This window comes from Luteimicrobium subarcticum (genome assembly GCF_002798015.1).
Taxonomy (GTDB): Bacteria; Actinomycetota; Actinomycetes; order Actinomycetales; family Cellulomonadaceae; genus Luteimicrobium; species Luteimicrobium subarcticum.
The window spans coordinates 38,964-52,509 of record NZ_PGTZ01000009.1; the positions used below are offsets into that span (position 1 = coordinate 38,964).

Annotated in this window: 6 protein-coding genes; 2 read left to right on the forward strand and 4 right to left on the reverse strand. The window is 73.5% G+C overall.

All coding sequences use genetic code 11. From position 1 onward, the window contains the following. Window positions 1–34 precede the first annotated feature (34 nt). On the reverse strand, window positions 35–9,895 hold the full coding sequence (locus CLV34_RS10885) for a DUF7927 domain-containing protein (protein ID WP_100350341.1): 9,861 nt from the start codon (window positions 9,893–9,895) through the stop codon (window positions 35–37). A gap of 260 nt (window positions 9,896–10,155) precedes the next feature. Between CLV34_RS10885 and CLV34_RS10890 the strand changes: the two genes are divergently transcribed. Together CLV34_RS10890 and CLV34_RS10895 are read left to right on the forward strand one after the other, a co-directional pair. Further along, the gene (locus CLV34_RS10890; protein WP_100350342.1) at window positions 10,156–11,130 is read left to right on the forward strand and encodes an ATP-binding cassette domain-containing protein; all 975 of its coding nucleotides are present in this window, start codon (window positions 10,156–10,158) and stop codon (window positions 11,128–11,130) included. Beyond that, on the forward strand, window positions 11,127–11,933 hold the full coding sequence (locus tag CLV34_RS10895) for an ABC transporter permease (protein ID WP_100350343.1): 807 nt from the start codon (window positions 11,127–11,129) through the stop codon (window positions 11,931–11,933). Before CLV34_RS10890 ends, CLV34_RS10895 begins: the two co-directional genes overlap by 4 nt. A gap of 61 nt (window positions 11,934–11,994) precedes the next feature. Here the strand turns inward: CLV34_RS10895 and CLV34_RS10900 are convergent, their stop codons facing one another. The 3 genes from CLV34_RS10900 to CLV34_RS17000 form a co-directional block, all read right to left on the reverse strand. Next, window positions 11,995–12,501 carry a VOC family protein gene (locus tag CLV34_RS10900; RefSeq protein WP_100350344.1) on the reverse strand — a complete coding sequence of 169 codons (507 nt, stop codon included), beginning with the start codon at window positions 12,499–12,501 and terminating at the stop codon, window positions 11,995–11,997. Window positions 12,502–12,671: 170 nt separating this feature from the next. After that, window positions 12,672–12,986 carry a transcriptional regulator gene (locus CLV34_RS16995; RefSeq protein WP_245859184.1) on the reverse strand — a complete coding sequence of 105 codons (315 nt, stop codon included), beginning with the start codon at window positions 12,984–12,986 and terminating at the stop codon, window positions 12,672–12,674. Further along, the gene (locus CLV34_RS17000; RefSeq protein ID WP_157803810.1) at window positions 12,983–13,480 is read right to left on the reverse strand and encodes a hypothetical protein; all 498 of its coding nucleotides are present in this window, start codon (window positions 13,478–13,480) and stop codon (window positions 12,983–12,985) included. The genes CLV34_RS16995 and CLV34_RS17000 overlap by 4 nt, the downstream gene beginning before the upstream one ends. Window positions 13,481–13,546: the final 66 nt, after the last annotated feature.

The window sequence follows — 13,546 nt, forward strand, 5'->3', positions numbered from 1 at the left end:
GCGCACCCCCCTGCGGTGCGCGCCGTCGGGAATCTCACCCCTGCCGGCGCCGCCACCCCGCGGCGACGAGGACCCCGCCGACCAGCAGCGCGACCAGGCCGGACGCGCCGAGCGCCCACGGCGACGCACCGGTGCGCGCGAGCGGCGGCGTCGCCTCGGTGCTCGTCGGGCTGCTCGTCGGGCTGCTCACCGGACCGCTCGTCGGGGCAGGAGTCGTCGGGGTCGGCGTCGGGCTGGACGGCGGCACGACGGGGACCTCGACCTCCGCGCACGGCAGCCCCGTTGCCGGATCGACGCCGTCCGTGCACTCCGTCGGCGGATCGACGTCGCAGTCGCCGTCCTCCTGGGCGGTGCAGCCCGTGTCGGGCGGCGGCTGGAACGCGATGTTCGTCGCGGTGCCGTCGCCGCCGTCGTGCGTGGTGACGCTGTACGTGATCTCGAGGACGTCGCCCGACCCGAGCGTGCCCGTCCACACGAGGCGCGGCGCCGTGTACACGAGCTCGCCGCTGCTGAGCGACGTCTCGGCGTCGTCGCCGTAGGTCGCGTCGTCGAGCACGTCGGTGAGGTCGTCGACCACGGTCGCGGGCCGCGCGGCCGTGTAGTCGCCGGGACCGACGTTCGTCGCGGTGACGGTGAACGTCACGGTGTCGCCCACCCGGACGCCGTCCGTCGGGGTCGCAGACTTGGCGAGCGTGAGCTGCGGCAGCTCGTCCACGAGGGTCGAGCACGGCAGGCCCGTCTCGGGGTCGACGTCGCCGACCCCGCCGACGAACGCCGCCACCCGGTTCGACGGGCGCACCGGGACGGACGCGCCGAGGCGGCCGACGCCCCCGCCCGCGACGGGCAGGTCGTCCGGCGGGACGCACTGGTCGGGCGGCGTGACGTCGCAGTCGTCCGCGGCGGTGCAGCCCGCGTCGGACGGCGGCTGGAACGCCACGTTGCTGACCTCGAGGTCGCCCGCGCCCGTCACCGTGACGCTGTAGGTCAGGGTCACGGACTCGCCCTGCGCGAGGTCGCCCGTCCACACGAGGCGCGGCGCCGAGAACGTCGGGGCGCCGGGTGTGCCGTCCGGGTCGGACGTCGTGACGACGGCGTCGTCGTCCCAGGTGGCGTCGTCGAGCACGCCCGTGAGGTCGTCGACAACGGTCGCGGGTCGGGTCGCGTCGAAGTCTGCGGTGCCGATGTTGGTCGCCCTCACGGTGTAGTGGACGGTGTCGCCCGCCTGGGCCGTCGTGAGATCCGGGCTCGACTTCACGACGTCGAGGCCCGGCAGGCCCGCGTCCACCTCGCCGCAGGGCAGCCCGGACGGGTCCGTCCCGTCCACGCACGACCCGACCTCGGGCGGCGGGACCGTGCAGAGCGACGCGACCTGGCAGCCGCTGTCGGGCGGCGGCTCGTGCGCCACGTTGTCGAGCTGCCCGTCGCCCTGGCCGGTCAGCGTCAGCGAGTACGTGAGGGTGACCGACGCGCCCGACGGCAGCGCACCCGCCCACACGAGCCGCGGCTCGGCGTACCCGAGCACGCCCTGCCCGGCTCCCCCGGTCACGGTCGCCGTCGCGTCCCCGCCGTACGTGGCGTCGTCGAGCATGCGGCCCAGGTAGTCGACCACGACCGCCGGATCGGCGGCCGTGTAGTCGCCGGGACCGACGTTCGTGGCCGTGACCGTGTACGTCACCATGTCGCCGACCAGAGCCGTCGCCACGTCCGCGCTCGTCTTGGTGATCGTCATGCGCGGCAGGTCCTGCGTCACCTCGTCGCACGGCAGGCTCGTCGCGGGGTCGGTCCTGTCGGTGCACGTCGCGGGCGGCGTGACGTCGCAGTCGTCCGCCGCGGTGCACCCGGAGTCGGGCGGCGGCTGGAACGCGACGTTCGCGAGCGTGCCGTCGCCCTCGCCGGTCACGGTCACGCGGTACGTCACGGTGACCGACCCGCCGGCCGCGAGCGCCCCGACCCACACGAGCCGCGGCGCCGCGTACGTCAGCGTGCCGTTCCCGACGGGCGCGGTCCGGCTCGCGACCGCGTCGTCGTCCCACGTGGCGTCGTCGAGCACGCCCGTCAGGTCGTCGACGATCGTCGCGGGGGCGTCCGTCGTGAACGGCTCGCTGCCGACGTTCGTCCCCGTGACCGTGTACGTGACGGTGTCGCCGATCCGCGCGCCGGCGAGGTCCGGGCTCGTCTTGCTCAGCTGGAGCTCGGGCGCGCCGCCCACGACGATCACGCACGGCAGGCCCGTGTCGGGGTCGGTCCCGTCGGTGCAGGTCGTCGGCGGCGTGAGGTCGTCGCACCCGCCGTCGGCCGTGCAGCCCGCGTCCGGCGGCGGCTCGAACGCCACGTTCCGCACGGTCCCGCCGCCGGTGAGCGTCACCGTGTACGTGATCGACACGCTGTCGCCCGACGCGAGCGCGCCCGTCCAGACGAGGCGCGGCGCGGCGTAGGCGAGCGTCCCGCCGGCTGGTGTCGCCACCGCGTCATCGCCGTACGTCGCGTTCTCGAGCAGCCCGGACAGGTCGTCGACGACGGTCGCGGGGTCGTCGTCCGTGAAGTCGCCCGGGCCGTCGTTGGTCGCCGTGACCGTGTAGGTGACCGTGTCGCCGATCCGCGCCCCGGCGAGGTCCGGGCTCGTCTTGGTGAGCGTCAGGCCGGGCAGGTCGGCGGTGACCTCGTCGCAGGGCAGCCCGGTGTCCGGGTCGGTGCCGTCGGTGCAGGAGGCCGGCGGCGTCACGTCGTCGCAGGCGCTGTCGTCGGCGGCCACGCACCCGGAGCTCGGCGGCGGCTGGAACGCCACGTTCGTCACGCTCAGGTCGCCCGCACCGGTGATCGTGACCGTGTAGGTGATCGTCACCGTGTCGCCCGCGGCGAGCGCGCCCGTCCAGACGAGCCGCGGCGCGCTGTACGTCACCGCGCCATCGGCGGCCGGGTCGCCCGACGCGGACGACGCCGTGGCGTCCGCGCCGTAGGTCGCGTCGTCGAGGACGTCGGTGAGGTCGTCGACCACGGTCGCCGGGTCGTCCGCGGTGTAGTCGCCCGTCCCGGTGTTGGTCGCCGTGACGGTGTACGTCACCGTGTCGCCGACGCGCGCGGACGCCAGGTCGGGCGCCGACTTGTCGATCGTCAGGCGCGGCAGGTCGCCGTCGACGGTGTCGCAGGGCAGGCCCGTGGCGGTGTCCGTCCCGTCGGTGCAGGTCGCGGGCGGCGTGACGTCGCACTCGTCCGCCGCGGTGCAGCCGGAGTCCGGCGGCGGCTGGAACGCCACGTTCGTGACCTCGGCGTCGCCGGCGCCCGTGAGCGTGACCGAGTAGGTGATCGTCACGGCATCGCCGGACGCGAGCGGCCCGACCCAGACGAGCCGGGGCTCCGAGTACGTCAGCGCGCCCGCGGCGTCCGGGTCGGAGGGCGTGGCGACGGCGTCGTCTCCGTACGTCGCGTCGTCCAGGACGCCCGTCAGGTCGTCCACGACGGTCGCCGGGTCGTCGTCCGTGAAGTCGCCCGGACCCGCGTTCGTCGCCGTGACCGTGTAGGTGACGGTGTCTCCGATGCGCGCGGACACGAGGTCGGGCGCCGACTTGTCGATCGTCAGGCGCGGCAGGTCGGCGTCGACGACGTCGCACGGCAGGCCGGTGCTCGGGTCGGTCCCGTCGGTGCAGGTCGCGGGTGGCGTGACGTCGTCGCAGGAGTCGGCGCCGGCTGCCGCGTCGCACCCCGAGTCCGGCGGCGGCTGGAACGCTACGTTGCGGACCGACCCGTCGCCCGCTCCCGTGATCGTCACCGAGTAGTCCACGGTGACGGAGTCGCCCGACGCCAACGGTCCCGACCAGACGAGCCGCGGCGCGTCGTCGCTCAGCGTGCCCGCGCCGTCCGGGGTCACGGTCGCGTCGTCCCCGTACGTCGCGTCGTCCAGGACGCCCGTCAGGTCGTCCACGCCGACCGCGGGGCTGTCGTCCGTGAAGTCCCCCGGGCCGCTGTTCGTGAACGTCACGCTGTAGTGCACGACGTCGCCCGGCTGCGCGCCCGTGAGGTCGGGGCTCGTCTTGACGATCGTCAGGGCGGGCAGGTCCTGCGTCACGGTGTCGCACGGCAGGCCCGTGTCGGGGTCCGTGCCGTCGGTGCAGGTCGCCGGCGGTGTCACGTCGCAGTCGTCGGCCGCCGTGCAGCCCGAGTCCGGCGGCGGCTGGAACGCCACGTTCTCGACGGTCAGGTCGCCCGCCCCCGTGAGCGTCACGGAGTAGGTGAACGTCACCGCGTCGCCCGCCGCGAGCGGGCCCGACCACACCAGCCGCGGGTCGCTGAACGTCACGGTCCCGCCGCCGGGAGGTGTGACCGCGGCGTCGGCGTCGTAGCTCGCGTCGTCGAGGACGCCCGTCAGGTCGTCGACCGCGGTCGCGGGAGCGTCGTCCGTGAAGTCGCCGGTGCCCGTGTTGGTGACCGTGACCGCGTACGTCACGGTGTCGCCGATCCGGGCGCCGGCGAGGTCGGGGCTGGACTTGTCGACGCTGAGCCGGCCGAGCCCGCCGGTGAGGCCGTCGCACGGCAGCCCGGTGTCGGGGTCGGCGCCGCCCGTGCAGGTCGTGGGCGGCGTGACGTCGCACGCGTCGGCCGCGGTGCACCCGGCGTCCGGCGGCGGCTGGAACGCCACGTTCGCGAGCGTCGCGTCGCCCGCCCCCGTCACGGTGACCGAGTACGTGATCGTCACGGCGTCCCCCGCCGCGAGCGTCCCCACCCAGACAAGCCGCGGCGCGCTGTACGTCAGCGTGCCCGCACCCGCGGGATCGGCGGCGGCGTCGTCCCAGGTCGCGTCGTCGAGGACGCCCGTGAGGTCGTCGACGACCGTGGCCGGGTCGTCCGTCGTGTAGTCCCCCGAGCCCGTGTTCGTCGCGGTGACCGTGTAGGTCACGGTGTCGCCGACCTGGGCCCCCGCGAGGTCCGGGCTCGTCTTGTCGATCGCGAGCCGCGGCAGGTCGCCCGTGACGGTGTCGCAGGGGAGGTTCGTGACGGGGTCGATACCGCCCGCGCAGGTCGCGGGAGGCGTGACGTCGTCACAGGCGCCGGTGTCGGCCGCCGTGCACCCGGAGTCCGGCGGCGGCTGGAACGCCGTGTTCGTGAGCGTCGTGTCACCGGCACCCGTGACGGTGACGGAGTACGCGAGGGTGACCGTCGCGCCGGCCTCGAGCGGGCCCGTCCAGACGAGCCGCGGCGCCGCGTACGTCAGCGTCCCGACGTCGGGGCTCGCGGTCGCGTCGCCGTCCCACGTCGCGTCGTCCCGGACGTCCGTCAGGTCGTCCACCAAGGTCGCGGGGTCGTCGGCCGTGTACCCCGCGGTGCCGGTGTTGGTCACGCTCACCGTGTACGACACGACGTCACCGACCCGTGCGGTCGACAGGTCCGGCGACGTCTTGGCGACCTGGAGGCCGCGCACCGGGGTCGACGTGGTGCAGCCCGGCTCCGCCCCGAGGTCGCAGCTCGACTCCGGCGGACCGGTCACCGCGTTCGTCAGCGTGCCGTCGCCGTCCAGCGGGCTGTGCACCGTGACCGAGTAGGTGATGGTCGCCGTCGCCCCGACGTCGAGCGCCCCGGACCAGGTCAGGGCCGTGACGGGGTCGTTGCCGGTCGTCGTGAACGTGCCACCCGCGTCGGACGCCGCGTCGTCCGCGTAGTCGGCGTCGTCCGTCACGCCCGTGAGGTCGTCGGTGAACGTCGCCGGGTCGTCGTCCGTGTACGGGACCTGCCCCGAGTTGGTGACGGTCACCGTGTAGGTCACGGTGCCGCCCGCGTCCACCGTCCCGGGCGTGGAGGACTTGGCGATCGTGAGCGCCCGCACGGGGACGGACGTCGAGCAGCCCGGCTCCGTGCCGTCGGCGCACGCCGACTCCGGCGCCGTCACGGCGTTGGTCAGCGTGCCGTCGCCGTCCGGCGGGTCGTCCACGGTGACGGAGTAGGTGATCGTCGCCGTGCCGCCCACCGCGAGCGCCCCGCTCCACGTGAGCGCGGTGACCGGGTCGGTGCCGGTCACGGTGAAGGTGCCTCCCGCGTCGGACGCCTGGTCGGCGTCGAACGCGGCGTCGTCGGTGACGTCCGTGAGGTCGTCGGTGAAGCTCGCCGGGCGGTTCGCCGTGTAGGCGGTCTCGCCCGTGTTCTCGACGGTCACCGTGTACGTGACCTTCTGGCCGGGGACCACGCTCGCGCCCGCGTCGGACGTCTTGGTGACGGTGAGGCCCGGGTTCAGGATCGGCGTGTCGGTCCGGCACCCGTCCTCGGTGCCGTCGTCGCAGTTCGACTCGGGCGGCCCGGTGACGGCGTTGTCGACGACGTCGTCACCCGTGAGCGGGTCGGCGAGCGTCAGGACGTAGGTCACCGTGACGCTGCCACCGACGGGGATCGGCCCGCTGTACGTCATCGTGGTGCCCGCGACCGTCGCCGTCCCGCTGGCGGGCGACACCGTGGGCGTGCCGACGGTGCCGTGCGCGAGCACGTCCGTCAGGTCGTCCGTCACGACCGCGGGGGCGCCGGCGGTGTACGCGACCTGGCCGGTGTTCGCGATCGTCAGCGTGTAGGTGAGGGTGTCGCCGGGACCGACGCCGGACGTCGGGGACGCCGTCTTCGTGAGGTGGAGGGCCCTGACCGGGGTCGACGTCGTGCAGCCCGCCGAGGTCGGGGTGGCGCAGGTCGACTCGGGCGGCCCCGTGACGGCGTTCGTCAACGTGCCGTCGCCGTCGACCGGGTCGTGGACCGTGACGGAGTACGTGACGGTCGCGGTCGCGCCGACGGCGAGCGCCCCGGACCAGGCCAGCGACGTCGTGGCCGGCCCGCCCCCGGTGGGCGTCGTCGTGAACGTCCCGCCCGCGTCCGAGGCGGCGTCGTCGCCGTAGTCCGCGTCGTCGGTCACGCCCGACAGGCTGTCCGTGAACGTCGCGGGGAGGCTCGCCGTGTAGGCCACGGTGCCCGTGTTCCGCACCGTGACCGTGTACGTGACCTTCTGCCCCGGGACGACGCTCGCGCCCGCGTCGGACGTCTTGGTGATCTGCAGACCGGGCACCCCGACGACGACCGGGTAGTCCTCGACCTCGCCGCCGTCCACGGCACCGGTCGGCGACGACCCGGTGACCGAGCCCGGGAAGAGACGGAACCGTGCGGAGGTCTGCGCGCCCGCGGACGCGGTGCCGAACGTCAGCGTGTAGCTCGCCGTGCCCGAGCCCGCGGGAACCGCCACCTGCTGGCGCTCGCCCGCGTCGAACGTCCCGTTGCGGTTCAGGTCGACCCAGCCGACGAGGGTCGCCGGGCTCGACGACGTGTTGGTGGCCGTCAGCGTGACGGGCAGCGCGCGGCCGGCGACGGCCGAGATCGGGCTCGTCGTGCCGTCCTCGTCGTCGACGCCGGTCGTGTCGTCCCCGTCGGCACCGGTCGACGGCGCGCCGTCGTCCTCGGCGTCGACGGTGGAGCCGATCATCAGCGGCGCGGTGTGCGTCGTGGCGTCGTACCCGACGATGCCGTGCCGCGCGCCGTCCGAGGCCAGCGTCGTCCCGTAGGACGCGGGGGCGTCGCCCAGGTCGACGGTGACCGGCGGCGCGAGGCAGCGGGCCCCGTCGTTCGCGGACGACGCCGGACCGTAGGCGAAGAACGTGCCGGTCAACCGGGGAGTCGCTGCCGTGAGGTCGAACCGCCAGATCTGCCCGCTGGTGTTGCTCGACGCGAACAGGTGGCCCGCGGAGTCGGTGTAGGTCGCGCCGAACGCCTTGGCGCCCGTCGTCGCTCCCGACCCTGCTCCGTCCGGGGCGACGAGCGCGGGGACGTTGCCGAGGTTCGTGAAGGTGTGGGTCGTCAGGTCGAACCGGGCGAGCGCCCACGTGTTCGCCGCCCCGCCGGCGAGGGTGCCGACGGTGTAGAGGGACCCGCCGTAGTACGACCAGTCGGAGAGCTGCCCCAGGTTCACGGGCTTGGTGACGGACCCCGACCCCAGCACCTGCATGAAGGTGGGCGAGCCCGGCGCGAGGTCGATCTCCATCCAGTACGCCGTGGTCGTGCCCGTGTTGCCGGCGGCGATCCACAGGTGTCCCTGCGGGTCGACGTCGCCCGCGTTCCACTGGTCCGTCGTGGCCACCGGGCCCGTCGTCGGGAAGGCGCCCGGCTTCCCGAGGTTCGCCGTCGTCCCGTCCCCCGCGATCCGCACCACGCTCTGCGTGCTGTTGTCGAACCCGTACACGAACCCGTCGAGCGCGTTGACCCCGACCGAGTTCACCGACGGCGAGTAGGTGAAGCCGGGGACCTGGGCGGCCTGGCCGGTCACCAGGTCCAACGTGTACTGCACCGTCGGCTGCTGCTGGAACAGCAGCGCGTCCCCGGTGCACTGGACCGGCGGCTGCTGGACGAACGTGATGCTCGTGCTGCCGGGCGCGAGGAGCCCGCTCGTCGTGACGTCCGACGGGCCGTTCGTGAACGTCCCTGCGGTGTCCGAGGTGACCTGGACGGTGAAGGTGCACGACTTCTCCGTGGCGGACCCGACGCCGCCCGCGAGGTTCCCGCCGGCCGTCACCCGGCTGCCCGTGACGCTCAGCGTGCCCGCGCTGCACGTCGTCGTGTACGACGACGGGTTCACGACCCGCAGACCCGACGGCAGCGCGTCCGTGAACGACCACCCGTTCTTCGGGCCGGAGTCCACGCTCGGGTTCGTCGGGTCGTAGGTGTTGGTGACCGTCCACGTGAGGGTGCCGGGGGCGCTCGTGCCGTAGGCGCCACCCGTGAGCGGGCCGGCCGAGAACTGCTTGTCGAGCTTCGGCGTGCTGTCCAGCATGACGACGTTGTCGAACGCGGTGTCGTTGCCGCCCACGGCCGTCTGGTTGTTGCGGACCTGGAGGCCCAGGGTGCTGCCCGTCGCCCGCACCGCCACGTCGCCGACGTACGTCGCGACGAGGGCGGTGCGCTGCTGCTGCCGCGACCCGTTGGGGGCCGACGCACCCGGACCGTACGTCTGCTGGCCCGCGACGGGGCGCGCGCACGTGTTGATGGCGCTCGAGAACGCGTTGGTCGACCCCCCGCCGGCCTGCGTCACGAGGAACTGCGGCGTTGCCCCGACCCCGCTGCCGAAGCAGCTGTGCGACCCGATGTCGACGGAGAACTGGTAGTAGTTCCCGGCCGTCGCGGCCAACGGCGTCCGGGTCTGCATCATCGTGCCCGCCGCGATCGACGACCCCGGGTCGTTCGTGTACGACGTCACGATGTGGTTGTCGGCGGGGTTCGCCGGGATGCCCAGCTGGTCGCGGATCGCCGCGTACGGATAGGTGGCCGCCGCCGCGTACGTCCCCATGTCGTTCGCGAGGAGACGCTCCGCGTTGAACCAGATCAACCAGGGCTGCGCCGTCGAGCCACGGTTGCAGCCGGGGCGCGCGGTCACGGGGAGCAGGTTCGCCCCGGTCGTCAGCTCCCCCGTGCCGTTGCGGGCCGGTACGGACGCTCCCGCCTTGATGACGATGCCGTTGCAGTCGTTCGTCGCAGCCCACTGCTGGTCGGCGGTGTAGGTCGTCCCGTCGGCGCTCACGTAGCCCGGCTGGTAGCCCGCCGTGCCGGACGTCGCACCGTACGGGTACTCCGTCAGTGTCTGGACGTACCCGTTCGGCAGGTCCGACCAGTCGCTGTCGACGTTCGTCGCCGCGGTCGGTGTGCCGAAGTTCTCGAAGTTCTCGACGTGGATGAGCTGGGGCATGTCCATGACGCCCGGGTTCCCGGGCGCGGCAGCGGCCTCGGGTGCCGTGGCCGTGTCGACCGCCACGACCGTCACCGGGATCGCGACGAGCGCGGACGCCGCCACGAGAGCGGACGCGACCGTCCCGTGCAGCGTCCGCGAGCGCGCGGCCGCGACGGACGTCCCGTGCGTCCGAACCGGACGACGACGCTCGCGACCGCGCATCGGTACCGCCCCTCAACCCCCGACCGAGCCGTGCGCGTGACCCGTCGCGTCCTGGTGAGCGGGCCGTGCCCCCAGGCCGGCCCCGGGCCCCGGGGGCGCGCGTCGTCGTGCGCCGTGCTGCCTCCATGGGAACCGACGCGGCGCGGTACCGCAACGCGGACCGGCCGCCGTGCGACCGCGTTCCCCCGCGCACCCGATGAGTCCGGGCGGGTGTCGGAGTCGGAACGTACCGTCGGAACCACCCACCGGAGGAGGCGGACGTGGAGTCCACGCTCGGAGTGCGGGCCCGCGGGCTCGTCAAGAAGTACGGGGACGTCGTCGCGCTCGACGGCATCGACCTCGACGTGCCGCGCGGGACCGTGCTCGCCCTCCTGGGGCCCAACGGCGCCGGCAAGACGACGACCGTCCGGATCCTCACCACGCTCCTGCGCGCCGACTCCGGCACCGCTGAGGTCGCGGGCGTCGACGTCCGCCGGGATCCCGCAGGCGTCCGCCGCAACATCGGCCTGTCGGGCCAGTACGCCGCCGTCGACGAGTACCTCACCGGGTTCGAGAACCTCGTGATGATCGGACGGCTCTACCACCTCGGCAAGAAGCGGAGCGAGGAACGGGCCCGCGAGCTGCTCGCCGACTTCCGGCTCGACGAGGCAGCCGACCGGCCCACGCGCACCTACTCCGGCGGGATGCGCCGCCGCCTCGACCTCGCGGGCGCGCTCGTCGCCGACGCCCCCGTCCTGTTCCTCGACGAGCCCACCACCGGCCTCGACCCGCGCGGGCGCACCGACATGTGGGACGTCATCCGGTCGCTCGTCGCGCGCGGCACCACCCTGCTGCTCACCACCCAGTACCTCGAGGAGGCCGACCTGCTCGCCGACGACATCGTCGTCATCGACAAGGGCCGGATCATCGCGCACGGCACCGCCGACGAGCTCAAGGCCGAGGTCGGCGGCGTGCGGCTCGAGGTCGTGGCGCGGGACGAGGCCCGCCTCGGGGACGTCGAGCGGGCGCTCGCCGACGTCGGGTCCGGCGTGCCGCGCGTCGACCGCGACACCCGCACCGTCGCCGTCCCTGTCGACACGGGGGTCCAGGCGCTCACCGCCGCGGTCCGGCTCCTCGACGACCAGGGCGTCGCCCTCGACGACGTCGGGCTGCGGCGCCCCACCCTCGACGACGTGTTCCTGTCGCTCACCGGGCACGCGGCCGAGAAGGCCACCGAGAAGGAGGACGCACGATGAGCACCCGGACCGCCGTGAGCGACGCGTACGTCGTCGCGTGGCGCAACATCGTCAAGATCAAGCGGGTGCCCGACCTGCTGGTCTTCACCACGCTGTCGCCCATCATGTTCGTGCTGCTGTTCGCCTACGTGTTCGGCGGCGCGATCGGGCAGGGCGGGAACGCGCAGGAGTACCGCGAGTTCCTCATGGCGGGGATCTTCACGCAGACCGTCATCTTCGGGGCGACCATCACGGGCGCCGCGCTCGCCGAGGACCTCAAGAAGGGCGTCATCGACCGGTTCCGCTCGCTCCCGATGGCCCCGTCGGCGGTGCTCACCGGGCGCACCGTCGCGGACGTCGCGAACAACGTCATCGTGCTCGTGGTCATGTCGCTCACGGGGCTGCTCGTCGGGTGGCGCATCCGGTCGTCCGTGCTGGAGGCCCTGGGCGCCTACGCCCTGCTGCTCGTGTTCGCGTACGCGATCTCGTGGATCATGGCGTGGGTCGGGATGCTCGTCCCGTCGCCCGAGGTGGTGAACAACGCGAGCTTCGTCATCATCTTCCCGCTGACGTTCATCGCCGTGACGTTCGTGCCGCTCGACACGCTGCCGGGTCCCCTGCAGACCATCGCCGAGTGGAACCCGGTGTCGTCCGCGGCGCAGGCGTCGCGCGAGCTGTTCGGCAACATCCCTGCGGGGACGCCCGACCCGACGTCGTGGCCGCTCCAGCACGCCGCGCTCTACACGCTCGCGTGGTCGGTGGTGATCCTGGCCGTGTTCGTGCCGCTCGCCAACGCGCAGTACCGCCGCTCGACGTCCCGCTGACGCCTGTCTCCCCGCTCCGTCGCCTGCCACCACCACCGACCGCCGAACAGGCGCCTGGTCGTCAGCCGCGGGCCGCGGCCTCCAGGCCGGCGACGTCCAGCTTGGTCATCTGCATCATCGCCGCGAACACGCGGCCGGCGGCGTCACGGTCCGGGCTCGACATGAGCTCCCCGAGCTGCTTCGGCACGATCTGCCAGCTCAGCCCGAACCGGTCCTTCAGCCATCCGCACTGCGACGGCTGGCCGCCGTCGGCGGTGAGCGCGTCCCAGTAGCGGTCGACCTCGTCCTGGTCCTCGCAGTCGATGATGATCGACGCCGCCTCGTTGAACTGGAAGATCGGCCCGGCGTTGATGGCCTGGACGCGCAGCCCGTCGATCTCGAAGTCGACGAGGAAGGGGGTGCCGAGCTCGGCCGGCGAGTCCGGCCCGTTGACCGGGACCGCGCTGTCGTGCCGGGTGACGTCGAGGATCTTCGAGTTCGGGAAGAGCGACACGTACAGCTCCGCCGCCTCCAGCGCCTGGGTGTCGTACCAGAGTCCGAGTGCTGCCTTGCCTGCTGCCTTGCCCATGACGGTCCTCCTTGGCCGGGCCGCGCCGTGCGACCTCGTCGGTGTCGACCTTCGCCGGTCCGCGGACTCATCGCGACCGGGTGGTCGTCCCCGGTCGAGCGGGCTCCTGTCCACCCGAGACCGCGATCCCAGGTGCACGACCACCCGTTCGGCGGGCTGGGGTCGGGGGGCTAGGCGTCCGGGGGCTCCGGGTCGGGGGTCGCGACGATCTCGCGCAGCGCCGCGACGTGCCCGGCGTACGCGCGCCGGCCGTCGCGGGTGAGCGCGACGGTCGTCCACACGTGCCCCGCCCGACGGACCTTCGCGACGGTCGCGTACCCGGCGTCCTGGAGCACCTTGAGGTGCTTGCTCAGGACGGAGTCGGACACGTCGAGCGCGTCGCGGAGCACCCCGAAGTCGAGGCCGCCGACGGGGTCGAGCATCGCGACGATCCGCAGCCGCTGGGGCGCGTGCACCAGCTCGTCGAACCGGGGCTCGACGCTCACGCGGCCTCGGACCCGAGCAACGCGATCGCGACGCGCGTGTAGCGGCGCGAGAGCGTCGCCGCGGCCGCGCCGGCGACGACCGCAGCCAGGACGACGAGCCACCACGCGCCGTGGCGTCCCCCGACGAACGACGCCACGGCGGCGAGCACGAGGACGGCGCCGACCGCGACGAGCAGGGCGACGAGCGCGCGCTCGTGCACGGAGAGGGTGAGCACGATGCCGGTCCGGGCGCGGAACACGCCGATCAGCGCCGAGAACACGACGACCGCGACGACCATCCCGGCGGCCATCCACGGGAACGGGAGGGCGAACGCTGCGACGTAGAGACCGCATCCCAGCCCGTACACGGCGTCGTACCAGGGTGGGGTGCGACGCATCTGCTGGGCGAGCGTCGCGCGCCCGGCGGCGACCTCGGCGAGCGCGGAGGCCGCGGCCGACCGATGGGGCGCGTCGGTGGGCTCGTGGTGACCGGACGGGTCGGTTCCGTTTTCCATGTCGGAAAGTGTTGCCCCGACTTTCCATGGCGTCAAGTGCTCGTGGCGGTTCCACGCGCCCCGGGT

Excerpts from the sequence above, each read along its gene's own strand:
- CLV34_RS10900 (WP_100350344.1), bottom strand. The coding sequence starts at position 12,501 with ATGGGCAAGGCAGCAGGCAAGGCAGCACTCGGACTCTGGTACGACACC.
- CLV34_RS10885 (WP_100350341.1), bottom strand. The coding sequence starts at position 9,895 with ATGCGCGGTCGCGAGCGTCGTCGTCCGGTTCGGACGCACGGGACGTCC.
- CLV34_RS17000 (WP_157803810.1), bottom strand. The coding sequence starts at position 13,480 with ATGGAAAACGGAACCGACCCGTCCGGTCACCACGAGCCCACCGACGCG.
- CLV34_RS10895 (WP_100350343.1), top strand. The coding sequence starts at position 11,127 with ATGAGCACCCGGACCGCCGTGAGCGACGCGTACGTCGTCGCGTGGCGC.